The following is a 24756-nucleotide window of genomic DNA, read 5'->3' on the forward strand; positions in this document are numbered from 1 at the left end:
TAGGGCCATTAAGTAAATGAAATTTTAGGATCGGGAATCCGCCACCTCGCGGAGACTCAGGACATCCGTCGCGACAGACGCGGGAGACCACTTCCCAGAGCTCGCCGTCCAGGTGTCACCACCGAAGCTCACCTGCTCGATACCGAGCCGCGCCGCGTGGGCGACCAGCCAGCCGCTGAAGGCCCAGCCGCGCGCGCGGCCATGCGTGCCACTGATACTCGTGGTGCCGAGCTCGGTGACCGCCGCCGTGGTGGTCGCAAGGTCGTGACAGCTCAGCGCGGCGGCCCTCTCACCGGCGAGAGCGCTCGCGAGGGCTCGCGCCTCCGGCTCCCAGTTGGCGTACGCGTCCGGCTTCGCCGAATGCTGGAAGAGCCCGGCAGAGTCCCGATCGCCGCCGGCCAGGTCAACGAGCCCGGACTCCTGCATCGCCGTGGCAAGCGCGACGGACACGGCGCGATCGGGAACGCCCATCCGCATACCGACGCCGGCGATCGTCGCCGCGTTGTCGGCCTGCGTGGTCGTGAGCGTGTAGTCGCCCGAGCCCGTGCCCGACACGGCGGTGACCACGCAACCCGGCCCGGACTTGAGGACCACGCGGAACGCATACCAGCCGACCGTCGAAGCGAGGACGAGGAGGAGGACGGCACCGGCCAGGACACCAAGACGAGCACTCGACATCGACAGACGTCCTCACCACGGGAGACACGCGATCTACTACCCGAATAGTAGCAAGGCGCGCTCCTGCCAAGACCGTGCTGACTGACGTCGGCCCGGTCGAGGTGAAGGTGCCCCGGGACGTCGCCGGCACCTTCGAGCCACAGATCGTCCGTAAGCGGCAGCGTCGTTTGACCGGCGCGGATGAGATGGTGCTGTCGCTGTCGGCCAAGGGGCTCGCGCACGGATGCGGACGATGATGCCGAGCACGCGGGCCGCTCATTCGACCAGCCGGCCCGCGAAACCGGCGTCGGGCGAAGACGAGGCGGCAGCGGCGAGCGAACAGGTATGTCTCCAGCAGCGTAGGACCGATCGGGCCGGGACATCGAGCTCGCCGGCTGCCCCTGTCCATCGCCGACTGGCGCATCGCAGACCCCGCCATGCTGTCGCCATCGTTCCTGGCCTACGTATCGTTCCTGGCTTACGTCGGCCATCCGGCCCATGGGCCGACGCCGGGACCGTACGGGGAAGAGGGACAGGGGGCGACGCGCTCGCGCAGGGCCCGGATCCGCTCCCGGACCGCGCGGCGGCTGAGGGCCGCGTCAGGCACAAGGGAGTCCCAGCCGTGGTAAGCGCCGGGGTACAGATGGAACTCGGTCGGCACGCCGGCCTGGGCGAGACGGCGAGCGTAGTCGAGGCACTCGTCCCGGAAGATGTCCACCTGGCCGACGTCGATGAACGCGGGCGGCAGTCCGGACAGGTCGGTGGCCCGCGCCGGCGCGGCGTACGGCGGCACCTCGTTGGGAGAGGGGCCGAGCAGGGCCGTCCAGGCGAAGACGTTCTCCCGCCGGCCCCAGGACGGAACCTCCATGAAGCTGGACGGCGTCTCGTTGCGGTCGTCGAGCATCGGGTAGCACAGCAGCTGGAACACCAGGTTCGGGCCGCCACGGTCACGCGCCAGCAGCGCGGCCGCGGCCGCCAGGCCTCCTCCCGCGCTCGCGCCGCCGACGGCGATCGCGCCGATTCCGAGCTCGTCCGAATGGTCGGCCGTCCACACCAACCCCGCGTAGCAGTCCTCCACCCCCGCCGGGTACGGGTGCTCCGGCGCCAGCCGGTAGTCGACCGACACCACCACGCAGCCCACGGCGAGCGCGTACTCGACGAGCCGGGCGTCGTCCGCCTCGACGTTCCCCATGATCATGCCTCCGCCGTGAATCCAGTACAGGCACGGAAGCGTCCCCGGCGGGCCGACCGGGCGGTAGATCCGAAGTTGGACCGGGATGTGGCGCTCGGTGATGGTGATCCGCTCGTCGGACGCCTCGGGAACCACGAGGGCCGCGCGCTCCTTCCGGAACGCCGGCAGGTCCTCGTACCGGACCTCGGACGCGTCGAACGGGCGGACCGGTGCCGCGGCCAGGCCCGCGGCCAACTCGGGGTCCAGATACATCTCGGGCATCGCCGGCCTCCTTGCTCGAAGCGCGAGTTTCCCGGAGAGTCTCGACTCTCGGCGATCGGATGGTCAATGGCACAGCCGATCGCTAATTCGTATTAGCACCCTTGACGCAGCCCGTACCCATCCTCCAAGATCCGTTCATTAGGCCAGGTTAATACGTATTAGCAGGAGGGGGCCGGATGTCGGACGCGGCGTCGAGACGGATCACCCAGCGTGACATCGCAAGACTCGCGGGGGTCAGCCAGACGACCGTCTCTCTGGTGCTCAACAACCGGCCCGGCGACGAGACACGGATTCCCCGGGAGACGAGGGACCGGGTGCTCTCGGTGATCCGGGAGACCGGATACGTGGCCGATCCCGTCGCGCGACGCCTGGCGGACCGACACAACCGGATCCTCGGCGTCTTCACGTACGAACCGGTCTTCCCCAGCGCCACGGCCGACTTCTACCATCCGTTCCTGGTCGGCATCGAGGAATGCGCCGAAAGGCTGGGCTGCGACCTGCTGCTGCTGACCAGCGTGCCGGTCATCGACGGGCGGCGCCGCATCTACCACGAGGCCAACCGCCTTCGTCTCGCCGACGGCTGCGTCCTGCTCGGCCGCTCTCTCGACCGCGACGAGCTCGCCCGCCTGGTCTCGGAGAACTTCCCGTTCGTCTCGGTCGGGCGGCGCGACGACGCGGGCGGCCCCGTGCCGTACGTCGGGACCGCCTACGGTCCGGCCGTCCGCGCGCTCGTCGAGCGGGCCAGGGCGCTCGGGCACACCCGCCTCGCCTACCTCGGCCATGGCGAAGGAGCCGAGTCCCTGGCGGACCGGATGGTCGGCTTCCGCGAAGGTGCGGGTGACCTGCCGGTACGACACGTACGCCCGACCGCCGGCGGCCCGGCCGAGTGGCTCGACGCGCTGGAGGGGGTCACGGTCGTCTTCGCCGAGGAGTACGCGGACGCGGTGGCGCTCGTCGACGAGGCCTTCGGGCGCGGTCTCTCCGTACCGGCCGACCTGTCGATCGTGACCCTGGGCGATCCGACGCGCCCGGCGCGCACCGACATCGACTTCACCGGCTTCCGCATCCCCCGCCGGGAGATGGGCCGGCAGGCCATCCAGGTTCTGACCCGGCTGCTGGAGGGCGGCCCTCTCGTGCAGCGACTGCTGCCCTGCGAACTGGTCGTGGGCTCGACACTCAGCGGCCCCGCGGCGTGAAAGGAGCCATGTTGACGGAGATGGAGACCGACGTGCTGGTCGTCGGGGGAGGGCTCGGCGGAGTCGCGGCGGCGCTCGCCGCGCTGCGCGCGGGGCGCCGTGTCGTCCTCACCGAGGAGTACGACTGGCTGGGCGGTCAGCTCACCAGCCAGGCGGTGCCGCCGGATGAGCACACCTGGGTGGAACACTTCGGCGTCACCGCCGGCTACCGGGAGCTGCGGAACGGAATCCGCGCGTTCTACCGGAGGCACTTCCCGCTCACCGAACGGGCACGTGCATGGCGAGAGCTCAATCCAGGGGCCGGCTGGGTCAGCCCGCTCTGCCACGAGCCGCGCGTCGCCGTGGCCGTGCTGGAGGCGATGCTCGCACCGTACCGGGGCGGCGGCAGGCTTGTCGTGCTGCAGCCGTACCGGCCGGTCGCGGCGGACACGGACGGGGACCGGGTGACGGCGGTACAGGTCGCCCATCGGTACGGCGGCGACGAGATCACGATCTCCGCGCCGTACGTCCTGGACGCCACCGAGACCGGGGAGCTGCTGCCGCTGACGGGCACCGAGTACGTGACCGGATTCGAGGCGGAGTCCGACACCGGCGAACCCGGCGCTCCCGCCGAGGCGCAGCCGCACAACATGCAGGCGGTCTCCGTATGCTTCGCGATCGACCACGTGCCCGGGGACCACACCATCGACCGGCCTCCGAACTACGCGTTCTGGCGCGACTACGCCCCGCCGTTCTGGGGCGGCAACCTGCTCGGCTGGCGTTCACCCCACCCTCGCACGCTGGAGATCACCGAGCGGAGCTTCACCCCCAACCCGGACGACGATCCCCTGGCCGTCCGGGCCGACCAGCGGCGCAACCCCGGGGACGGCAACCTGTGGACCTTCCGCAGAATCGCCGCTCGCCGGCTGTTCACCGAGGGGGCGTACGAAAGCGACATCACGCTGGTCAACTGGCCGATGATCGACTACTTCCTCGGCCCGGTCTTCGACACCGACGACGCGGACCGGCATCTCCGGGGAGTCAGGGAACTGTCCCGGTGCGTGCTCTACTGGCTGCAGACCGAGGCACCGCGTCCGGACGGCGGCACCGGCTTCCCCGGCCTGCGGTTGCGCGGTGACGTCACGGGGTCACCCGACGGGCTGGCGCAGGCACCGTACATCAGGGAGAGCCGCCGGATCCGGGCCGAACGCACCATCGTCGAGCAGGATCTGTCGATCGCCGTGCGCGGCGACAAGGGCGCCGTACGCTACCCCGACTCGGTCGGCATCGGGATGTACCGCATCGACCTGCATCCCTCGACCGGCGGCGACAACTACTTCGACGTGGCGAACAGCCCGTTCGAGATCCCTCTCGGCGCGCTCCTCCCCCAGCGTGTCGACAACCTGCTCGCCGCCGGCAAGAACATCGGCACGACGCACATCACCAACGGCTGCTATCGCCTGCACCCCGTCGAATGGAACATCGGCGAGGCCGCCGGCGCGCTGGCCGCCTTCTGCCTGGATCTCGGGACCACCCCCAGGGCGGTCCGTGAGGATCCCGGGCTGCTCACCGACTTCCAGGCCCGCCTCGAGGACCAAGGAGTCGAACTCCACTGGCCGGACATCGTCGGCTACTAAGGAGCCCCCAATGAAGATCACCAGGTTGCTGAGCCTCGGGCTCGCGATCCTGCTCGGCCTGGCCGCCTGTGGGGGCGGCGGGTCGGGCAAGGACAAGGGCGAAGTCTCGCTGCGCATGACCATCTGGACCAACAACGCCGACCATCTCAAGCTGTTCAACGGGATCGCCGACGAGTACCGCCGGACGCACCCGAACGTCGCCTCCATCAGGTTCGACCCGTTGCCGGTGGAGACCTACAGCACCGCGCTGACCACGCAGATCGCCGGTGGAAACCCGCCGGACCTCGCCTGGATCCTGGAGAACACGGCGCCCGACTTCGTCGCCTCTCACGCGCTGCTCCCGCTCGATGACAAGCTGAAGAAGTACCCCGGCTACCAGTACGGCGACCTGGCCGCCGGCCCGACCCGGCTGTGGCGCCAGGACGGATCGCTCTACGCCTACCCGTTCTCCACCTCGCCGTTCGGCGTCTTCGTCAACACCGACCTGCTCAAGAAGGCCGGCCAGAAGCCCCCCGCCGCCGGCTGGACCTGGGACCAGGCGATCGCGTCCGCGTCCGCGGTGCACCAGCGGACCGGAAAGGCGGGCCTGGTGGTCCGCGACTTCGACTACAAGGCGTGGGACAACCTGGCCACCGTATGGGGCGGGTGGGGCGCCGAGGCGTGGAGCGAGGACGGTAAGACCTGCGGCTTCACCAAGCCCCAGATGGTCCAGGCGATGACCTTCCTGCACAAGGCGATCTTCGACCAGAAGGCGATGCCCGGCCCCGGCACGTCACCGGACTTCTTCGCCGGCGACGCCGCCATGACCATCACCCAGATCAGCCGGGCCGCCCTGCTCAAGGGCGCGAAGTTCCACTGGGATCTGGTGCCGCTTCCGGCCGGGCCGAACGGCGCGTACAACGTCATCGGCCAGGGCGGGCTCGGGGTGCTGAAGAATGGCAAGCATGCGGACGCGGCGGCGGACTTCCTGGCCTTCTTCACCGACCCGGCCAACTCCGCCAAGCTCGCGCAGTACTTCCCGCCGCCGCGCACATCGCTGCTGACGGCCGACGCCCTGGCCAAGAGCAACCCGCTGCTCAAGCCCGACCAACTGCAGAAGGTCGTCCTCGACGGCATCGCGAACGGCCGGGTCAAGCCCAACCACACCGGCGAGGCCGAAATCGCCCAGACGGTGCGCGCCGCGCTCGACCCGCTCTGGCGGCCGGGGGCCGACGTCCCGAAGGTGATGGCCTCGGTGTGCGGCTCCGTCCAACCGCTGCTGGCCAAGTGATGACGGTTCGGACTCCCGCTCGTACGGCCGTCACCGGCCGTACGAGCGCCCCCCGAAAAGCCGGGCGGTTCTGGACCGCCCGGCGCCGCGACCACCTCGTCGGCTACCTGTTCGTCGCGCCACAGCTCATCGGCAGCGTGATCTTCGTCCTGGTACCCCTCGGCATGGTGGTCTGGTACAGCCTGAACGAGTGGAACGTGCTGGCGGGCACGTTCGACTTCGTCGGCGCGGACAACTACCGGCGGCTGGCCGAGGACCCCAAGCTGCCCTCCGTACTCACGGCGTCGGCCCTGTTCTCGGCCGGGCTGGTCGCGGTCAACCTGACCCTGGCCCTGCTCCTGGCGGTCCTGCTCAACCAGAGGCTGCGCGGCACCGCGGTCTTCCGCACCCTGTTCTTCTCCCCGGTGGTCGTCTCGCTGGTGGCGTGGACGATCGTGTGGGGTTTCCTCCTGCAGAAGAACGGCGGGATCAACGGTCTGCTGTCCGTGGTCGGCGTGACCGGTCCCAACTGGCTGCGCACGGGCGGCGGGGCCATGTTCTCCGTGATCATGGTGCAGGTCTTCAAGAACGTGGGCCTGAACATGGTGCTGTTCCTCGCCGCTCTCCAGGACGTGCCGGCGTCGGTGTACGAAGCGGCGCGGATCGACGGGGCGGGGGCCTGGCGGCGGTTCCGCTCCATCACCGTGCCGCTGATCAGCCCGACACTGCTGCTCACCTCGATCATCACCGTGGTCGGCTCGCTGCAGGTCTTCGCCCAGATCGCGGTCCTCACGCAGGGCGGACCGGGCACGTCGACCACGGTGCTCGTCTACTACCTGTACCAGCAGGCCTTCCAGTTCCACCAGTTCGGCTACGGGTCGGCCCTCGCGGTGCTGCTGTTCGCGATCGTCCTGGTGCTCACGCTGCTCCAGTGGCGCCTCCGGAGGAGGTGGGTCTTCCATGAGGCGTAAGACCGTGCTGTACGGGCTGCTCTGCGTGCTGTGCGTCCCGTTCGTCTTCCCGACCTGGTGGATGGTCACCTCGTCGCTCAAACCGGTCGGCCAGATCTTCGCCTCGCCGCCGTCGCTGTTCCCCTCCGGCATCGACGCCGGGGCCTACCGCCAGGTCTTCACCCTCCAGCCGTTCGCACGGCAGTACGTCAACAGTCTCTACATCGCCGCCGTCGTCACCATCGGCACGATGGCGGTCTCCTCACTCGCCGGGTACGCGTTCGCGCGCATCCGGTTCCGCGGCGCGAACGCCCTGTTCTTCGTGATCCTGGTCGGCCTGCTGATCCCCAGCGAGGTCACCATCGTGCCGCTGTTCCAGATGTTCCACCGGTGGGGCCTGATCAACACGCACTGGCCGCTGATCCTGGTGCCCATCTTCGGTGCGCCGAGCGTGCTCGCCACCTTCATCATGCGCCAGTTCTTCCTGGTCCTGCCGAAGGAACTGGAGGAGGCGGCTCAGGTCGACGGGCTGGGCCGGCTGGCCACCTTCTGGCGGATCGCGCTGCCCCTGGCGCGCCCCGCGCTCGGCGCGGTCGCCATCTTCACCTTCCTGCAGAGCTGGAATCTCTACCTCGAACCGATCGTCTACCTCTCCTCACCGGAGAGGTTCACCCTGCCCCAGGCGCTCACCCAGTACGTCGACGCGTACGGCGGGCCGATGTGGAACGTGCAGTTGGCCGCGGCCTCGCTCACGGCCGTTCCAGTGATCATCGTCTTCGTGATCGCGCAGCGGCAGTTCATCGAAGGACTCGCGCACACGGGCCTCAAGTAACCGACGAATCCCGGAAGTGTTCCGTCCCCAAGGAGTTGGTCTTCCGTGAAACCGCACTCTCCCCTGCCCTCGACACGCCCCCTGAGCCGCCGTGGCCTGCTCACAGCGGCCGGTGGAGCGGCCCTGCTCGTCGCCCTGCCGGTGAGCCGGGCGGGCGCCTCGGCGCCGGGCGCCCTGCCGGACCTGGCACCGTTGCCGCCGGGAGCGCCGGACCGCAAGGTGTTCGCCCCGGCCGAGCAGCGCTACGCGCCGTACCTGGTGACCCTCGCGCCGATGGTCGACGACATGGACGACGACGGCTTCTTCGCCGGCGGCTGGTGGCGGTCGCCCGCCGCGCCGTACAACGCTCGCGTCCAGGAGCACGTCTACACCCTGAGCTGGTTCTACGCGAACGCCCGGCGTTGGAACCCCTACGCCGGCGACTCCGCGCTGCTCGCCGCTCTGGACGCCGGCCTCGGCCACTACCTGAGCCTGCAGCACGACGACGGTTCGTGGCCGGAGTACTCCATCGGCGAGCACTCGATGCCGGCCACCGGCTTCGCCATGGGGTACCTGAGCAAGACTCTGGGCATCCTGCGGAAGGCCCGCGTCCTGCCCGAGCGTCAGGCTCAGATCCGGACGGCCCTGCGGTCCGCCATGACGTGGTTTCTGGATCCGGCCACCACCGCGATCTGGCAGACACCTCTGGCGTACGCCAACCAGGCCACCGCCGGGCTGGCCGGCGCGTCCCTCGCGCTGAACCTCGACCCCGACTCGTTCCTGCGGCAGCGTCTGACGGACGCCATCGCGCGACTCGCCCGCACGGGCCAGAGCCCCGCCGGGTTCTTCATCGAGCAGCGCGGCATGGACATGAACTACAACTTCGAGGTCATGCTGCCGGAGACGGCCGACGCCTATCACCAGACCGGAGACAAGACGTTCGTGTCGATGGCGCGCGCCTTCGCCGACTGGCTCGGCTACAACCTGGTTCGCGAGCCCGACGGTTCCGGTTACATCGCCAACATCGCCCCGTCCACGCGCACCAGCAGCCGTTACTACGACGACATCCGGTCCGACCCCGACCGGACCGCGCTGAACTGGACGTTCGTCCGGGAGGTGCCCGAACTGGGCGCGTTCCTGACCACGCGGGAGGACCTCGCCGCCGCGCGTGCCGCCTGGGCGGCCGACCCGGCACCGGTGCCCCCGCTGCAGAAGCAGGACACCTCACCGCGCATCCTCACCCACGCGATCTACGGCGAGAACTTCCCGACCAGGAAGGAGAAGAAGAAGGCCGTCGCGGACCTGCCGTACCTGAAGAAGACCCACTTCGTGGAGTTGCGCAGTGACCTGGGGCAGGACTTCCTGTACGTCCGGCGTCCCGGCCTCTACGTCGGTGGCTACTTCGGCACCCGCGCGACGACCCACACGCGTACCGGCCTGACCTTCCTGTGGCATCCCGCCGCAGGCATGGTGGTGCACTCGCTCAACGACAGTAACGAAACCTGCTGGGCCACGGTGCTGAGCAACGGCAACCCGGACGCCGCGGCGAACCAGCCGGCGGAGTACTTCGACGGCGAGCCGGGCGGACCGGCCTGGACCGGGAAACGCTCGCACAGCGAGGGCACGTTCGGGATCCGTTACCACACGGCGAACTCCAGCGTCCGAACCGACGTGATCCTCACTCACGACACCGTACGCCGCTCAGTGCAGGCCACGTCGGCCGCCACCGAACAGATCCCGCTGATCCTGCACCCCACCGACAAGGTGACCTTCACCGACGGCACCCGCGCGACGTACGGCGCCGACACCGGCGCGACCGCCACGGGCCTGGACCTACGCCGCGGAAACACCGTGATCGCCATCCGCTGGGGCACGGCCCGGCCCGCCACTCTCCAGCACGGCGCGTCGACGTACTTCCGCGACGGCGAACGCCTCATCCACGTGCTGCGCATTCCTCATGGGGGCAGGCTGGACACCGTCATCAAGCTCGCCTGAAGCAGTCTCTTCCGACTTTCGGGTCGCTCCCTCTCCCGTAACCGCGACATCCGCACGCGGTCCGGCGATGTGGGGCGGGAGCCACCCGTTTCGAGGATCGGGGACCGGCGCCGAGCCGGTGTCATCGGCGGTCTCCATCGCCCGTTCTGGGCGTGCCCGGTGCGGCGGCGAGTCCCGGCCGCGCGCGGGAACAGGTGGGCGAAGGTGCCCTCGACCGTGCCGCTGCGCGGCACGGTCGAGGGCGGTCCGGAGCTTCTTTGACGTGTCGGCGATGGTGTCGGAACCCGCCGGCGGGTAGTCCGTGCGGCCTCGAAACGGCTGTCGCCGAAGTACACGCCGTCGTAGTTGGTCACGGCGGCGAACCCGTCAGCCTGCAGCTGATCGGTCGCGTAGCGGATCTCGTCGACGGCCCAGGCTCCACTGCTCGCCGGGCAACGCATCGACGATCGACTCGAACTCAGTCGGCGTAACGATCCGCAGCGGTTTCTTCGCCACCGGCGGACCCGTCACCCCACGGCGGACATCGAGGGTCCCGGCCGGTGAGGACGACGGGAACGGTGGGCAGGTCGCGCACTGGGGCCGCGTCTGGGCGTCGACCCAGCCTCTGGACGACAAGCGCCGCCGCGTCCGGAAAGCCTGACCCACCCCCGCATCGCGGGCGTTATGACGTGCGGAGCAACGCGCGCTCTATACTCCGTGCACGTCCGAAGAACGCGAAGGAGTGCCCGCATGACCGGTGCGGACGACACACCCGGAGTCGCCGGCTCCAGTCCGGCCACCCGCCCCGATGAGGGGGAGATCCGGGCGCTCGTACAGCAGGGGACCAGCGGCGCGGGGCACATCATCCGGCGGCTGTACCAGCTCCGGACGCGGATGTGGCAGGAGACGGTGCCCTACGACCTCACGGGCCCGCAGTTCACCGTGCTGGGCACCTTGTACGTACACGGCAGCATGGACCAGGGCACCTTGGGCCAGCATGCGGGTCTGGACAAGTCCACCGCCGCCCCGATCGTCGAACGGCTGCGCGGTCGCGGCCTGCTCGTCATCACACGGGACACCGCCGACGCGCGGCGCAAACTGCTGGACCTCACCCCGGAGGGCCGGCAGATCGTGACCCATACCGCTCCGTTCGCCGCCCATGTCGACGAACAGCTGCTCGGGGCGCTGAGCGCGGCCGAGCGCGAGGAGTTCTTGCGGCTGACGGACCGCGTGCTGGACACCGAAAAAACGCGCTGAGCCCGGACGCTCCGGGAGGGCGTGCACGCGTCGTGCGCACGGCGCTCCGGTGTGCGCATTTGGTCCCGACGCAACCATATCCGCCCTGGTCAGGGCATCCCCTACCGGGCGCGACGCGCAAGGTTTTCGCTGTCTTCCGCACGGGAAGTCTTGCGATCGACCTCCTCGGATATCCGGGACTGCCTGCGCTCGCGAAGGAGCGGACACCATGCCCGAAGACCGGAGAATAACGGTGGCGGTCACCGGCGCCGGGGGCACCGGCGCGGCCAAGCGGCTGCTGGCGGCACTCCAGGAGGATGACCGCGTCACGCACGTTGACCTGCTGGTGTCAGCCAACGGCCGCAAGCTGGCGGCGCTGGAGTTCGGTACGCAGGAGGATCCGGAGTCGGTCGCGCAGGCGCTGGGGGGCACATCGCCGAAGGTACGGATGCTGGACCCGACTGACCTCGCAGGCCCCGTGACCAGCGGCAGCTACCCGTATGACGCGATGGTGATCCTGCCGTGCGCGGCCGGAGTGCTCGGCCGCATCGCCCAAGGCCTGGCGCTGGACCTGATCGAGCGGGCGGCCGACGTGGCACTGAAAGAAGGCCGCAGGCTCGTGCTCTGCCTGCGGGAGACGCCCCTGCACCTGATCCACCTGCGCAACATGGTCTCGGTCACCGAGGCCGGCGCCATCGTGTATCCGATGATCCCGACCTATTACAACGTTCCGCAGACGCTGGGCGAGCTGCAGGACGAACTCGTCGAGCGCGTGTTGCAGCTGCTGGGGCTGAGGCACACCGACCGGTACCGGTGGGACGGCTCCAGCACGCCGGCCCGGCGAGAGCACACCGGGGCACCGTAACCGGCCAGGCGGCCTTCCGAACCCCGGACTTGCGTTAGGACGTACACGGAGTATCGTGTGAGCCGTATTAGGACGTACACGTTCTAACTGTGTGTGACTGATCTGTTCTGGAAGGTTGCCGTGCGACTCGTTGTTGGCATGACGGGGGCCACCGGCGCGATCATCGGGGTACGCCTGCTGACTGCCCTGCGTGAGCTCGACGTGGAGACCCATCTGGTGGTGAGCCGCTGGGCTCGGGCCACCATCACGGAGGAGACTCCGTACACCGTGCGCGAAGTGACCAGCCTGGCGAGCGTGAGCTATCCGCCGGACGACCAAGGTGCGGCTATCTCCAGTGGCTCGTTCCGCACGGACGGCATGGTGGTCGTGCCGTGCAGCATGAAGACGGTCGCCGGCATCCGTACCGGCTACGCCAACGACCTGATCGGCCGTGCGGCGGACGTCACGCTGAAGGAGCGTCGCCGGCTGGTGCTGCTGGCACGCGAGACCCCGCTGTCAACGATCCACCTGGAGAACCTCCTCGCGCTCTCCCAGATGGGCGCCACGGTGCTGCCCCCCGCGCCCGCGTTCTACAACCACCCTTCGACCATCGGCGACATCGTCGAGCACATCGTCGGACGCACGCTCGACCAGTTCGAGCTGGACCTGCCCACGGCGCGCCGCTGGACTGGAATGCGGGAGGGCGCGCGCCCAAGAGCCGCCGCTCCGTCCTACGACCAGCGCACAGCGACCGCTGCCGCCGGCCACGCGCCGATCGACGACACCGTGGTCGCCACGGCCTGATGGGCGCGGCTCCACCGCCTCACCGGCCCGGGCTCCAAGACCGATGGGAAGCCTCGCTCTCCCGGGCCACTCCACTCGAAAGAAGATCCGAACATGGCCTATGCCGATCTGCGGGAGTTCCTCGCGACACTGGACCGCGACGGTCAGCTGCTCCGTTACTCCGACCCCGTCAACCCCGAGCCCGACCTGGCAGCGGCGGCCCGCGCCACCGCGAACCTCACCGACCGCGGTCCGGCCCTGCTGTTCGATGACATCAACGGCTACGAGCCCGGCAAGGGACGTGTGGCCCTCAACACCGTCGGGTCCTGGCCCAACCACGCACTCATGCTGGGCCTGGACAAGAACACCACGGTCAAGGACCAGTTCTTCGAGTTCGCCGGCCGCTGGGACGCCTTCCCCGGTCCGATCGAGCGGCGTGACGACGCGCCGTGGCAGGAGGTGACCCTCACCGAGGGCATCGACCTGTTCCAACTGCTGCCGCTGTTCCGGCTCAACAGCTACGACGTCGGCTGCTACATCGACAAGGCCGCCGTCATCAGCCGGGACCCCGACGACCCGGACAACTTCGGCAAGCAGAACGTCGGCATCTACCGGATCCAGGTCAAGGACAAGGACCGGCTCGGCATCCAGCCCCTCGCGGCGCACGACATCGGACTGCATCTCCAGCGGGCAGAGGAGCGGGGCGAGAACCTGCCCGTCGCCATTGCCCTCGGCAACGAGCCGGTGATCACCACGGTGGCCGGCATGCCGCTGGCCTACGACCAGTCCGAGTACGAGATGGCGGCCGCCATCCAGGGCGCCCCGTACCGCATCACGAAGGCGCCGGTGACCGGCTTCGACGTGCCATGGGGCTCCGAGGTCGTCATCGAGGGCGAGATCATCGCCGGTGAGCGGGAGATCGAGGGACCGTTCGGCGAGTTCACCGGCCACTACTCCGGTGCCCGCCGGCAGCCGGTGATCAAGATCCACCGGGTGATGCACCGCCGTAACCCGATCTTCGAGCACCTCTACCTCGGCATGCCGTGGACCGAGATGGACTACACCCTGGCGCTCAACACCAGCGTGCTGCTGTACCGGCAGCTGAAGGCCGAGTTCCCCGAAGTGGCGGCGGTCAACGCCATGTACACCCAGGGCCTGCTGGGCATCATCTCGGTCAAGCAGCGCTTCGGCGGGTTCGCCAAGGCGGTCGGCATGCGGGCGATGACCGTCCCGCACGGCCTGGCCTACTGCAAAGTGATCATCCTGGTCGACGAGGATGTCGACCCGTTCAACCTCGCGCAGGTGATGTGGGCCCTCTCGGTGCACTACCACCCCCTGCACGACACCGTCACGATCCCGAACCTCTCGGTGCTCGCGCTGGACCCCAGCTCCGACCCGGCCGGCATCACGCACAAGGTCGTACTGGACGCCACGACTCCCGTCGCGCCCGAAGAGCGCGGTCACTACTCCCAGGTGGTCGGCAACCCCGAGGGCACCGCCGACTGGGAGAACATCATCAAGGGACTCCTGAAGTGAACGACACCACAGTGAACGACACCATCTGCCCGCGCTGCGACGCTGAGAACGTCCGGGTCCTGACCACCTCGCCCGTACCCGGCCGGTGGACCATGTACGTCTGCGACACCTGCATCTACAGCTGGCGCTCGACCGAGCCCCGCTCCGCCACGGACCCGCTGGCCTACCCCGCGGAGTTCAAGATCGACCCTGCGGACATCCCGTCCATCCCCGCGATCCCGACCGTCCCCCCGCGACGCCGCTGACCGCCGCCGGACGCGCCCACCCCGGTCAGGGTGCCCCTCACAAGCACGCGCGTCCCCGACACGAAAGGCCGATCAGCATGGCTGACACGCTCGGCGACCGGCTCCCGGACGAACTCGTCCACGCCCTGGACGACGAAGCGCTCACCGACGAGGACCAGACCGGCTTCCTGCTGGTCACCACCGACGAGAACGGAGCGCCGCGGATCTGCGTTGTCAGTGCCGGCGAGCTGCTCATATGCGACGAGCGGACCCTGCGGGTCGCGTTGTGGCACGGCTCGCGCACCGCGCACAACCTCGGCCGCAGCGGTACCGCGCTCCTGGCCGCCATCTCCCCCGGGTCCGTAATCTACGTCCGGGCCGAACCCGCCCCGCTGGCGGTCCCGGAGACGGCGAACCTGGAGTGCTTCGAACTGACCGTGAAGAGCGTCGAGGCGGACGTCCACGCCGGAATGCCCGTTACCAGCGGCATCACGTTCCGCGCCGATCAGCCCGACCACGCCACCGCGGTCGCGGACTGGCGCCGGCAACGTGCGTTGCTCGCGAGCGCCGAGGTATCCACGACCTGATCTCAGACATCCGACGCGGAAGGCGCCTGCCGGGCACCCGGCGGCTCCTAAGGTTCAGGCTCTCTCATCCCTTTGGCGTGGGTGAACGCGGGACCGGAGAAGCACCCCGGACCCGGCCACGTAGCATGGAAAGACCTGCAAGGTCAAGCCACATGTCCTGCCGCGATAGGGAGGATCGCATGACCACATGGATGCCACAAGCGCCAGCGCCGGAGCGCGTTCCGGCCGGGGCGTCGGCGGAGGGAGACGGCATCGTCATCGGCGCCGGCCCGGTCACCATCGACACCTACATCGACTTCCTGTGCCCGTTCTGCAAGCAGTTCGAAGAGACGGCCGGACCGACGCTCGACCGCCTGGTCGCCGAGGGGTTGACCACCATCGTCTTCCACCCGATGACGTTTCTGGATCGTCTGTCGACCGACCACTACTCGTCCCGTGCGTCGTCCTCCTCAGGCTGCGCGGCAGACGGCGGCCGGTTCAGGGAGTACGGCCGCGCGCTGTTCGCCAGGCAACCGCCGGAGGGCGGACCGGGCCTCACCGACGAGACGCTGGTCGAGATCGGCCGCTCAGTCGGACTGGCCGAACCATCGTTCGCGCGATGCGTGCTCGGCCGGGCGTACCTGGCCTGGTCCGCCTACGTGACCTTCATGGCCGGTCGGCGCGGGGTCGGCGCGACACCCACGGTCACTGTCGACGGCATGTCCGTGCCGGCCAACCCACGGGCGATTCTGACGGCCGTGGCGACCGTCGCCGGCTGACGTCACCGGTCAATCGGTGTGAGGAGCGGCAGCGTTTTCGGAGGCCGATCGCCAAGGGGCTGTCGAGAGAGGACGCCGCCGATCACCTTCTCGCTCTAACGAGCGCCGATCCGAGACGGGAATCAGGCATGATTCCCCCGCAAGGGTGAGATCCGCCGGCCGGTGCCCAGTTCCCCGGTTCTCCGCCTCCCTGTTCCTCGCGAGCCGCCCTCGACGCGAGCGCAGCCACCCATGCGTCGCGCGGTCAACGTCCGCCGGGCCGGCCGGTCACCGTCGCGTGGCTGAGTTCCCTGAGTCGCTCGGCGTCAGCGATCAGCCCGGACACCATGTCGCGCGTGCCCGCAGCACCCGCAGGCTCCGCCGAAGTCGCATCGGGGGCGATGTGGCCGCGGAGTCCGGGCCGGCTACGGCCGGGTGGCGCCGGTGGGCGCTGATCGCGGATGCCGACTTCGGCCTGCGGCGTTGCAGAGCCCGGATCAGGACCCGGATCAGGAAAGGCGAGGACCTCGTCGGCGCCCTGGTCAAGATGGTCGGCGACTTTACGCGCGGCCGTAGCGATGGGACCGACCGGGACGGCGGCGAAGGACGCCGGCGACGTCAGGCGATCTCGTAGCCGCCGCGCGGCTCTGCCCGTCTCGCCGATGCGCGAGACCTGTTCGTCGGGTGACCCGGCCTTCCGCCTGAGCCTGGTGCCGGCCGCTTCGAGCGTGGCGGCGGCCGACGCCGCCTTCCGGTCCGCGCCGCGGATCCGGGCCTCGCGGCCCCTGGACGGTTCGGCGACCGCACGCGCGAGAGCGGCATGGGTATGCAGCAGCCGAGCCAGCCGCTCGGCTGTCCGCCGCTGGATCCCGGCCGGAAACAATAGCTGTGCGAAGAGCAGCGCGAGCAGGGCGCCCGCGAGACTGAGTACGATGCGCAGGATCCCGGCCTGCCAGTTCAGCGGCGCGGTGAAGTCGATGAGGAGCATGGTCATCGGCGTGCCGAACATGATCCAATAACCCGTGTTCACCGGTTTGAGCGTGAACCCGAGTGCGCCACTGATGAAGATCAAGGCGAGGAGGGTGATCCGCCCAGGCATGAGTGCCAGGGCAACGGCGGCGGCTGTGGCGCCGACTGTGGTGCCGACGGCCTGCTGCAGGACCATCCGTACCGTGCCGGTGTACGAGTCGCGCAGGCTGAACAGTACGGTGAGGATCAGCCAGTGCGGGTGAGACAGGTGCAGTCCGACAGCCAGACTCATGGTCAGCGCCAGCGCCGTACCCAGGCGTGCGGCGTGCCGGAACCGGGGTGACCGGATCCTGACCGCTTCGACGCACCGCCCCCACCAGGCCCGGATCCCGGGCAGTCGTCGCCCGGCGATGCGCCGCTCTTGCGCCAGGGCCCGGAACGCCGTGTCGGCCGACGCGTTCATCCGGCCGATGATCCGGTCAGCGTGGAAGCGCAGCGCGATGGTGGGCAGGCCGGCCCTCCCGCTGATACCCCGGCTGTCGTGTTCGCCCGACCGGCCCATCGGGACCGAGCCCGCCGTCACAGTGTCGGGCGGCGCGTCCGTATCCGTCTCGATCGCCAGGCCGAGCGTGCGCAGCCGGACGGCGACGGTGGTGAGGGCGGCCCCGAATTCGGCCTGCCACTCCGTTGGATACGGTCGGCTTTCCAGGCGCAGCGCGCCCAGGACGGCTGCCTCGTCCATCACCTGGTGGATCGCCGCGATGATCCGAGCCGGTCGCCGCTGTTCCTCGAAGCCGCCCGAGCGGTAGAGGCCGTAGGCGACCCGAGCGGAGTGAAGGTCCGAATACGCGGTTGCGCGCCGACGGGACCATTCGCCCGGGTCCAGGTCAGGGCCCGCCAGACCGTCGAGCATGTCGGCGACCGAACATGCGGCGGCGACGACACCGGCGCGCAGCGGCCGAAGCCTCTGTGCGACCCACGGTGCCAGCAGCAGCACACAGATCCACACACCGCCCAGCGTCTCCAGCAATCCGCCATACAGCACTGGGCTGGTCGCCGGTCGCAGCGCCGCAACCAGCGTGCACAGCGCCGCCATCGGTCCCAGCTCGGGAATGGCCGCGCCCAGCGCTGCGACCGCGGATGTGACCACAACCATCAGCCAGTCGTGGCCGCTGACCAGGCCGCCGAGCCAGGAGAACAGTGTCACGACGGCCACCCTGATGATCATCGAGCGGGCCCGGGCTCCCTGGCGCCCCTGCGGGGCGATGACCCCGACGTAAAAGGCCCCCAGGGCGACGAGCTGGCTCTCGGCGACACGCCCGGTGATCAGGCCCGCCACCAGCGGGACACACACGCCGGCCGCGGTCACCAGCCCGTAGACCGGCGCCGCGCCGCCCTCGAACGTGGCGAACGCCCGACGCAGCCACAACAGCGATGACACGGCCTGCTCCCCTGGCGACGTGGCGGCGGTCTCCGTCCCTTACCCACCACGATGCCCGGCGCTGCGGTCGGCTAAGGCGCTTGGCCCGCGTGGCCGGGGCGGGGAATGAAGCGGCCATTAGGCCTCCAGCCGGCCAAAGTGCTCGGCCGGCCAGGGTCGGTCACATCAGCCCTTACGTTCAGGCCGGGCCCGCGTATATCGCCGACGAGTTCCCGCCTGGGTGAAGGGCACAGGCCCTCCCGCCTCCTCCGCGACGTGGCCGGTGATTACGGTGGGTGTATGAGGGTGTCGGTGGGGCTGGCCGGCGCGGGCCGCTCGGCGGCCGAGTTGTACGCGCCCTCGCTGGCGTCCGCGCCCGCGATCCGGTTCGCGGGCGTCTGGTCGAGGTCGCCGGAAGCCGCGCGGAGCCTCGCCGCGCGATATTCGGTCCCCTCCTTCGGCGGCTTCGCCGAAATGCTCGACCATTGCGACGCGGTCGCGTTCGCCGTGCCGCCCGCCGCGCAGCCGTCTCTCGCCGCGACGGCGGCGGGACGGCATGTGGCCCTCCTGCTGAGCAGGCCGATCGCCGGCGACCTGGCCGGGGCTGAGGAGCTGGCCGAGGCCGTCGCCGACGACGTGGTCTCCCAGGTGGCGTTGACGTAGCGCTACGCACCCGCCGTTCGGACCTACCTCGGCACGCAGGTCAAGCGGGCGCGGCCCATCGGCGGCACCGCGCGCCTGATCTCCGCGACGCCGGCCTCGGACGCGCCGGCGTGGCGGGCCGAGCGGGGCGTGCTCATGGACGTGGGGGTGGACGTGGTAGACCTTCTCGACGCCGCCCTCGGCCACACGGCGCTCGTCCGCGCGCACGGCGATCCGCGCGGCTGGGTGGGCCTGCTGCTGGAACACCAGGGCGGCCGGTACAGCGAGGCCTCGCTGCTGGCCACCGCGCCGGCCGACCAACCCGCCCGCGCGGAGATCGAGATCTTCGGGCCGGGCGGCTCCGCCGTGATCGACTGCGGCGACGTGACCGAGCGCGAGGCTGTCGGGACGATGGTCGAGGAGTTCGCGGACGCGGTCGGGCACCGCAGGCCGCACCCGTTGGACGTGCGACACGGTCTCCACCTTCAGCGGCTGCTCGACGCCGCGGAGACCGATCTGCTCGCCGGCCACTGACCAGGAGATGCCGGCGGCCAGATCATCGGGTCATTACTGACGCCGTACCTCGCGTTCGTCCCGGCCGACCGGCTCGGCCTGTCCGGGGTCCTCCCCACCGTTACCGCGGGCTTCTCCCTCGGCACCCGGCGAGGGCATGCTCCATCCGGGACGTCGAATGACCGGTGGACCACGCCCGGCCCGCCGACCGCGACCACCCCGCCGCCAGGCCGCCCCCGGCACCGGGCCAGATCCCCTAAGTCCGGCTCACCACGGCCGGCAGGTGGGGGGCGGCCGCGCGGCGCTGTTCGCCGGTGGTGGTGACGCGGAGGCGGGGCTCGTCGCTGTCCAGCCGCGCGGGCGAGCTGTCGCGACGCCCCTCGGGGATCACGGCGACCCCCATGGCACCGCAGTTCGGACAGGTCACCTCGCCTCCGGTAGGCGGTGGCACCGGCACGCCGTCCAGCCGGTAGAACGCGAATGTCGCGCCGACGTCGTCGCTCACGTACTGCACGTCGTAGTCGGCGGTCCAGGCACGGCCACAGCGCCCGCACACGAACCTGTAGCGCTCGACCGCGACATCGACCAGCATGGTCATCGCACCTCCGAGTTCATCTCAGATCATGCTCAGGGGACCGCGCACGACGACACTCCGCGGCCACCGCTGGAGGGCCTCTCGGTAGACGTCATCCGGTTCGAGGCGCCGCAGTTCCTCGGCGAACAGTTCGGCCTCGCGGCGCCGGTGCAGCCCGCGCGAGAACGACGGCTCGCACGACACGCCGAGCCGGCCGGCCATCCGCCCAGCAGCACGGCGCTGGGGTTGCGCGGCTCCGCCTCGGTCACCGCGCCGGTGACCTCGTCGTGGGGCCGGTCGAGCTCGGCGGCCGGCAGCGAACGCCACGGGGTCAGGCGTGTCCAGGACAGATCGGTGTCACCGGGCAGGTACGCCTTGCCCAGTCGCTCGAGGGCGCCGAGAGGGTCGGCGTTGCCGACGGCGTCGGTGACGCGCCGCTGGGCCGGGCGGCCCAGGGGCCCGTCACCGGGCCGTTCCGGAGCGAACCCGGGCCACCAGGTCACGAGCGGAGCGTCGGGCACCAGCAGGGGCGACACCACCGATTCGGCGTGCCGCACCAGCAGGCCGTACAACCGCAACAGCACGATCTCGCCCGGCCCGGCCTCGGCCACGTGGATCTCCGCGTCCATCCGGGTCGCCTCGTCGCTGCCGCGCGGGATGACCGCGATGACCCGGCTGGGATGCTCCCTCGACGCCTCGGCCGATGCCCGCAGCGCGTCGTACTGGTCGGCCTCGGTCGTGACGATCACCAGGGTGAGCACGTTGCCGACGGCCGGACCGCCCACCCGGTCACGCGCCGCGGTCAGCGCGTCCTCGATGCTGTGGGTCGTCGTGTCCACCAGATCGATGATCATTTCCACCCCGCGCGTGGAGACTCGCGGCCGCAGGATCCCGCCCACGGGGAAGACGAACAGATCGGCGGTTCCGTACGGCCCCACTCGCGCCGTGACACCGGACAATTCCCATCCTGCCACGGCGCCTTTCGGCCACGGCCCGGGAACAGCCCGATGTCCTGGCTTGTGGTGTCCAATCTAGCCGGGCCGAGTGGTCGTCCCCCGGCCCCGGCTCTCCACACGGATTCCGCCGCATGGCGCCCGCCGCTCTGGGCGGTCCGGCACGCGGTCAGGACAGGTGCCCGGTCCCGCCGCAGGCCCTTTCGCAGGCGTGCTCGGTCATCGCCTCGGCACGCGCCCCAGTCTGCCGATACCCGCACGGCGGTATGGCTGGAGGCTTGTCGGCCACTCCCCCGAACACCGGGCATTGGGAACGCGTTCTTCCACGCCCCGGCCCGATCAGGGGACTGCGCGCGCCCGCGCCATGGCCGGGCAACAGAACCGCCATGTCTACCCAGGCTGAGGATGCGACCGGCCCCACGATGGGCCGCTCTAGGTGACCTCGCGGGTGGAGCTGATCCCGCTCGTCGTGAAGGCGGGCAAGTGATCAAGGACGGGACCGCCGATTCGGCCGGTGACCCAGGACCCATCTGGGACGGTCTGGCCGATTAGGGGATGTCGCCCGAGGCCGCAGTACGTAGCGTTCAGAGCATGGAAACCGTTGAGGACCACACGAGCGCCGCCCGTCTCTTCATCACGGAGGCGCTCACCTTGGATCCCAGGATGAGTCACGAGAAGCTCATTGCCGCTCAGGTCGAGGCCACACTCGCGATCGCGTCGGCGCTGGACGGTGTGGCGACGGCGGTCCGAGACGGCAGGGAGGCGTGACGGCGTAGACGCGGGACCGGGTGGGAGCCATCCCGTCGGCGCGCGCAGTGCCGCATTCGACCAGGCATCACGGCATCATCCGAGAGGAGGTCGACGGCACATGTCAACCGGCAGGGCCGAGGAAGGCCCGCACAAGGCAGTGCTGGGTACGTACGGTAGCCACGAGGCGGCCCAGCACATCGTGGACGTTCTGGCCGAGAAGAAGTTCCCGGTGGAACACGTGGAGATCGTGGGCACGGGCCTCAGGCTGCAGGAGGCCGTACTCGGCCGCCTCACCCTGGGCCGGACCTTGGCCTCCGGAGCGGTCACCGGTGGCTGGATCGGGCTTCTGGTCGGGTTCGTGTTCCTGATCGTCAGTCCGTGGGCGGCGGCAGCGGTGATCTCCGCCGTCGTGATGGGCATCGTGTTCGGCCTCATCTGGGCGGTGGTCGCATACATGTGGCGGCGGCGGTCGTTCGTCGCGGTGCCCGCTGTCGTCGCCGACCGTTACCAGGTGCTGGTCGACGCACCGTTCGCCGAGGAGGCGCGACGCGTGCTGGCCGCGGCCCGGGTGGCCCCGGCCGACAGCGCGAGCCGGCCGCTGTGACCCTTCGGGAGGAGATCGAGATGAGCCAGGCCACAACGGTCGACCACGGCAAGTGGACGGAGTTCTTCGACACGCTGAGCGCGGATCACGCCGGTCAAAGCGCCGCCATCGAACTGCTCGATGCCGACTTCGGCGACCAGTTCGAGACCGAGCGGCTGCCGTTCGCGTACGCCTCCTACGATCCCCGCGACGATGTGGTCGTCATCGGAGTCGGGGGGAACTCGGCACGATTCCCGGTTCTACTCCGTCACATGATCGACCATCCCACGGAGATCGACTTGACGGTCCCCGAACCGGCCGAGACCGACGTCCGGATCGTCGGCGACGACGGGACCACGACTCTGCTGCGCCTGCGTCCGAAACCCGCCCTGCCTTCCTGAGCACACTGGTGGACGCCGTGCGGCGACCGTCTGGTGCCGCCGGCCCCGGCGGGCCGTGGAGACCATACGCTACGCTCCGGGCGGCGCTCCGAATCAACCGCTGAGACGCTCGTGGACCAGGCGTACGGCCATCGCGCCTTCACCCACGGCCGACGCGACCCGCTTGATGGACCCGCTCCTGACGTCGCCGACCGCGAACACGCCCGGCAGGCTGGTCTCCAGGGGCAGCGCGTCGTCACCGGTGCGGATGAAGCCTTTCGCGTCCAGCTCCACCTGGCCGGCCAGCCAGCCGACACAGGGGTCGGCGCCGATGAAGATGAACAGGTTCCGGGCCTCGTGGACACGCCGTTCGCCGGTGCGGTCGTCCTCGACGACGACCGCCTCCAGCGTCTCGTCGCCGACCAGTTCGCGTACCTCGGTGCGCAGGTGGACTTCGATGTTCGGGGAGCGCTCGATCTGGTCGATCAAGTAGCGGGACATGTTCTTGCTCAGGTCACCGTCCCGGACCACCAGCCTGACCCGCTCCGCGCGCTTGGCGAGATAGAGGGCGGCCTGGCCGGCCGAGTTGCCGCCGCCGACGACCGCGACGGGCACATGGACACACTGCAGCGCCTCGACCTCGGTGGCGGCGTAGTAGACGCCGCAGCCCTCGAACCGTTCGAGGCCAGGGACGTCGAGCCGCCGGTAGCGGGCACCGGTGGCGAGCACCACCGTGCGGGCTTTGATCCGGCCGCCGTCGCCGAGGGCGATGCCGTAGCCGGCGTTCTCGACCTCCAGCGCGGTGGCCTTCGCCGGGACGCCGAGCCGCGCGCCGAACTTCTCGGCCTGGATGACCGCGCGCTCGGCGAGCTCGGCACCGGAGATGCCAGAGGGAAACCCAAGGTAGTTCTCGATGCAGGAGGACGTGCCGGCCTGGCCGCCGATGGCGATCGCGTCGACGGCGACCGTGCTCAGGCCCTCGGAGGCGCCGTAGACGGCGGCGGCCAGCCCGGCGGGCCCGGCACCGACGATCACAAGGTCGGCGACGTCGCCGTGGGCGGCCGGTGTCGGCAGGCCGATCGCGCGAGCCAGCTCGGCGTTGCTCGGGTTGCGCAGGATCCGGTCGCCGTTGAGGATCACCATCGGGGTGTCCTCGGGCCGGACGTGCAGCCGCCGCAGCGCCTGCTCGGCCTGTGTGTCCTGTTCCAGGTCGATCCACCGATGCGGAAGCCGGTTGCGCGCCGCGAAGTCCCGCAGCCGCCGGGTGTCGGGTGAGAACCGGGAGCCGATGATCCGCAACCCGGCGCCGAGCTCGATCAGCAGCGAACGCCGGATGAAGTAGGCGCGCAGGACGAGGTCCCCGAGCGTGGGGTCCCGGGCGATCAGCAGGCGCAGGCGATCCACCGGGATCCGCAGGACCGCGCCCGGCTCGTCGACCACGGCGCCGACGAGCGCAGCCTGCCCGGTGAGCAAACCGAGCTCGCCGAGGAACCGGCCAGGGCCGTGCACACGGATGACCTCGTCGGCGTCGACCATCGCGACCGAGCCGTCCACAACCACGAAGAAGTCGTAGTCCGGCTCCCCCTGCCGGAACAGAACGTCGCCCTGCCGGGTCGGGATCCGCTCACCGTGCGCGGACAGGCGCTGGATCTGCTCGGGGTCCAGCCGCGGCCACGCGCCGTGCACGTCAGGTGTCTCTTGCAATGTTCTTCTCCACCCATGCGCGCAGGACCGGAGCGGGCGCGGCTCCGGCCTGCCGATCGATCACCTTGCCGTCCCGCATGAGGAGCAGGGTCGGCACGGCCTGGACGGCGAACCGTTCCTGGACCTTCGGCGCCCGGTCGACGTCGACCTTCACGAGCTTGAGCCGGCCGGCCATCTCGCGGGCGAGCTGTTCGAGCGCCGGGCTGACCATGCGGCATGGACCGCACCAGGTCGCCCACAGGTCGACCACGACCGGCACGGAGGCACGCTCGGCGACGTCGGCGAAGTCGTCGTCGCCGGCGTCGGCGATCCATGGAAGCGGCCGGTGGCAGTTTCCGCACCGCGGCGTACCGTCGGCCACCGCCGGCACGCGGTTGCGCTTGCCGCAGTGCGGGCATTGGACGGTCATCGATGC

The 24756-nt window shown here is 70.0% G+C and carries 25 protein-coding genes and 1 pseudogene; 19 read left to right on the forward strand and 7 right to left on the reverse strand.

Translation table 11 applies throughout. From position 1 onward, the window contains the following. Positions 1 to 24: 24 nt before the first annotated feature. Positions 25 to 678, reverse strand: coding sequence for a hypothetical protein (locus QSK37_RS10515; RefSeq protein WP_285619384.1), 654 nt, complete (start codon positions 676 to 678; stop codon positions 25 to 27). A gap of 17 nt (positions 679 to 695) precedes the next feature. Between QSK37_RS10515 and QSK37_RS10520 the strand changes: the two are divergent. After that, positions 696 to 902 (forward strand): annotated as a pseudogene (locus QSK37_RS10520) (transposase); the annotation flags it as partial. A gap of 233 nt (positions 903 to 1135) precedes the next feature. Here the strand turns inward: QSK37_RS10520 and QSK37_RS10525 are convergent. Further along, complete coding sequence (locus QSK37_RS10525; RefSeq protein ID WP_285619385.1) at positions 1136 to 2110, reverse strand: alpha/beta hydrolase; 975 nt, start codon at positions 2108 to 2110, stop codon at positions 1136 to 1138. 176 nt (positions 2111 to 2286) lie between these two features. Between QSK37_RS10525 and QSK37_RS10530 the strand changes: the two genes are divergently transcribed. The 13 genes from QSK37_RS10530 (at position 2287) to QSK37_RS10590 (ending at position 15874) form a co-directional block, all read left to right on the forward strand. Further along, positions 2287 to 3306 carry a LacI family DNA-binding transcriptional regulator gene (locus tag QSK37_RS10530; protein WP_285619387.1) on the forward strand — a complete coding sequence of 340 codons (1020 nt, stop codon included), beginning with the start codon at positions 2287 to 2289 and terminating at the stop codon, positions 3304 to 3306. An 8-nt stretch (positions 3307 to 3314) separates the two neighbouring features. After that, positions 3315 to 4922 (forward strand): FAD-dependent oxidoreductase, encoded by a 1608-nt coding sequence (locus tag QSK37_RS10535; protein ID WP_285619388.1) that lies wholly within the window; start codon positions 3315 to 3317, stop codon positions 4920 to 4922. Positions 4923 to 4932: 10 nt separating this feature from the next. Further along, positions 4933 to 6192, forward strand: coding sequence for an ABC transporter substrate-binding protein (locus QSK37_RS10540; protein WP_285619389.1), 1260 nt, complete (start codon positions 4933 to 4935; stop codon positions 6190 to 6192). Beyond that, the gene (locus tag QSK37_RS10545) at positions 6192 to 7142 is read left to right on the forward strand and encodes a carbohydrate ABC transporter permease (protein ID WP_285619391.1); all 951 of its coding nucleotides are present in this window, start codon (positions 6192 to 6194) and stop codon (positions 7140 to 7142) included. Before QSK37_RS10540 ends, QSK37_RS10545 begins: the two co-directional genes overlap by 1 nt. Further along, positions 7132 to 7953, forward strand: coding sequence for a carbohydrate ABC transporter permease (locus tag QSK37_RS10550; RefSeq protein ID WP_285619392.1), 822 nt, complete (start codon positions 7132 to 7134; stop codon positions 7951 to 7953). The genes QSK37_RS10545 and QSK37_RS10550 overlap by 11 nt, the downstream gene beginning before the upstream one ends. Before the next feature lie 45 nt (positions 7954 to 7998). Beyond that, positions 7999 to 9927 carry a hypothetical protein gene (locus tag QSK37_RS10555; protein ID WP_285619394.1) on the forward strand — a complete coding sequence of 643 codons (1929 nt, stop codon included), beginning with the start codon at positions 7999 to 8001 and terminating at the stop codon, positions 9925 to 9927. Between the two features lie 729 nt (positions 9928 to 10656). Further along, positions 10657 to 11163 carry a MarR family winged helix-turn-helix transcriptional regulator gene (locus tag QSK37_RS10560; RefSeq protein WP_285619396.1) on the forward strand — a complete coding sequence of 169 codons (507 nt, stop codon included), beginning with the start codon at positions 10657 to 10659 and terminating at the stop codon, positions 11161 to 11163. 208 nt (positions 11164 to 11371) lie between these two features. Further along, complete coding sequence (locus tag QSK37_RS10565; RefSeq protein ID WP_285619398.1) at positions 11372 to 12007, forward strand: UbiX family flavin prenyltransferase; 636 nt, start codon at positions 11372 to 11374, stop codon at positions 12005 to 12007. Positions 12008 to 12127: 120 nt separating this feature from the next. Beyond that, positions 12128 to 12790, forward strand: a complete 663-nt coding sequence (locus QSK37_RS10570) for a UbiX family flavin prenyltransferase (RefSeq protein WP_285619400.1) — start codon at positions 12128 to 12130, stop codon at positions 12788 to 12790. A 93-nt stretch (positions 12791 to 12883) separates the two neighbouring features. Next, positions 12884 to 14305: a non-oxidative hydroxyarylic acid decarboxylases subunit C gene (locus QSK37_RS10575; RefSeq protein WP_285619403.1), complete on the forward strand. Its 1422-nt coding sequence runs from the start codon at positions 12884 to 12886 to the stop codon at positions 14303 to 14305. After that, complete coding sequence (locus tag QSK37_RS10580) at positions 14302 to 14550, forward strand: non-oxidative hydroxyarylic acid decarboxylases subunit D (RefSeq protein WP_285619404.1); 249 nt, start codon at positions 14302 to 14304, stop codon at positions 14548 to 14550. Before QSK37_RS10575 ends, QSK37_RS10580 begins: the two co-directional genes overlap by 4 nt. 77 nt (positions 14551 to 14627) lie before the next feature. Beyond that, the gene (locus QSK37_RS10585; protein ID WP_285619409.1) at positions 14628 to 15116 is read left to right on the forward strand and encodes a PNPOx family protein; all 489 of its coding nucleotides are present in this window, start codon (positions 14628 to 14630) and stop codon (positions 15114 to 15116) included. Positions 15117 to 15295: 179 nt separating this feature from the next. After that, complete coding sequence (locus QSK37_RS10590) at positions 15296 to 15874, forward strand: DsbA family protein (protein ID WP_285619410.1); 579 nt, start codon at positions 15296 to 15298, stop codon at positions 15872 to 15874. Positions 15875 to 16118: 244 nt separating this feature from the next. Here the strand turns inward: QSK37_RS10590 and QSK37_RS10595 are convergent, their stop codons facing one another. Further along, positions 16119 to 18263: an FUSC family protein gene (locus QSK37_RS10595; RefSeq protein ID WP_285619412.1), complete on the reverse strand. Its 2145-nt coding sequence runs from the start codon at positions 18261 to 18263 to the stop codon at positions 16119 to 16121. Between the two features lie 279 nt (positions 18264 to 18542). Between QSK37_RS10595 and QSK37_RS10600 the strand changes: the two genes are divergently transcribed. Together QSK37_RS10600 and QSK37_RS10605 are read left to right on the forward strand one after the other, a co-directional pair. Next, positions 18543 to 18905, forward strand: coding sequence for a Gfo/Idh/MocA family oxidoreductase (locus QSK37_RS10600; protein WP_285619414.1), 363 nt, complete (start codon positions 18543 to 18545; stop codon positions 18903 to 18905). A 147-nt stretch (positions 18906 to 19052) separates the two neighbouring features. Continuing rightward, a complete protein-coding gene (locus QSK37_RS10605; protein WP_285619415.1) occupies positions 19053 to 19418 on the forward strand; it encodes a hypothetical protein in 366 nt (121 codons plus the stop codon). 235 nt (positions 19419 to 19653) lie between these two features. Here the strand turns inward: QSK37_RS10605 and QSK37_RS10610 are convergent, their stop codons facing one another. Both QSK37_RS10610 and QSK37_RS10615 read right to left on the reverse strand, forming a co-directional pair. Then, entirely contained in the window at positions 19654 to 19989 is a 336-nt protein-coding gene (locus QSK37_RS10610; protein ID WP_285619417.1) for a hypothetical protein, read from the reverse strand. Between the two features lie 35 nt (positions 19990 to 20024). After that, positions 20025 to 20930: a glucose-6-phosphate dehydrogenase assembly protein OpcA gene (locus QSK37_RS10615; RefSeq protein WP_285619418.1), complete on the reverse strand. Its 906-nt coding sequence runs from the start codon at positions 20928 to 20930 to the stop codon at positions 20025 to 20027. A gap of 585 nt (positions 20931 to 21515) precedes the next feature. On the opposite strand from QSK37_RS10615, the gene QSK37_RS10620 reads away from it, so the two are divergent. The 3 genes from QSK37_RS10620 (at position 21516) to QSK37_RS10630 (ending at position 22658) form a co-directional block, all read left to right on the forward strand. Further along, positions 21516 to 21692 (forward strand): hypothetical protein, encoded by a 177-nt coding sequence (locus QSK37_RS10620; protein ID WP_285619419.1) that lies wholly within the window; start codon positions 21516 to 21518, stop codon positions 21690 to 21692. Positions 21693 to 21792: 100 nt separating this feature from the next. Beyond that, entirely contained in the window at positions 21793 to 22278 is a 486-nt protein-coding gene (locus tag QSK37_RS10625; RefSeq protein WP_285619421.1) for a YflT domain-containing protein, read from the forward strand. A 20-nt stretch (positions 22279 to 22298) separates the two neighbouring features. Beyond that, positions 22299 to 22658, forward strand: coding sequence for a DUF5335 family protein (locus QSK37_RS10630; protein WP_285619423.1), 360 nt, complete (start codon positions 22299 to 22301; stop codon positions 22656 to 22658). Positions 22659 to 22751: 93 nt separating this feature from the next. On the opposite strand, the gene QSK37_RS10635 is transcribed toward QSK37_RS10630, so the two are convergent. Both QSK37_RS10635 and trxA read right to left on the reverse strand, forming a co-directional pair. Beyond that, positions 22752 to 24341 carry an FAD-dependent oxidoreductase gene (locus QSK37_RS10635; protein WP_285619426.1) on the reverse strand — a complete coding sequence of 530 codons (1590 nt, stop codon included), beginning with the start codon at positions 24339 to 24341 and terminating at the stop codon, positions 22752 to 22754. Beyond that, positions 24325 to 24750 (reverse strand): thioredoxin, encoded by a 426-nt coding sequence (gene trxA, locus QSK37_RS10640; RefSeq protein ID WP_285619428.1) that lies wholly within the window; start codon positions 24748 to 24750, stop codon positions 24325 to 24327. The genes QSK37_RS10635 and trxA overlap by 17 nt, the downstream gene beginning before the upstream one ends. Positions 24751 to 24756: the final 6 nt, after the last annotated feature.

Origin of the sequence: Actinoallomurus iriomotensis (genome assembly GCF_030269445.1) — a bacterium.
GTDB classification, from domain to species: Bacteria; Actinomycetota; Actinomycetes; order Streptosporangiales; family Streptosporangiaceae; genus Actinoallomurus; species Actinoallomurus iriomotensis.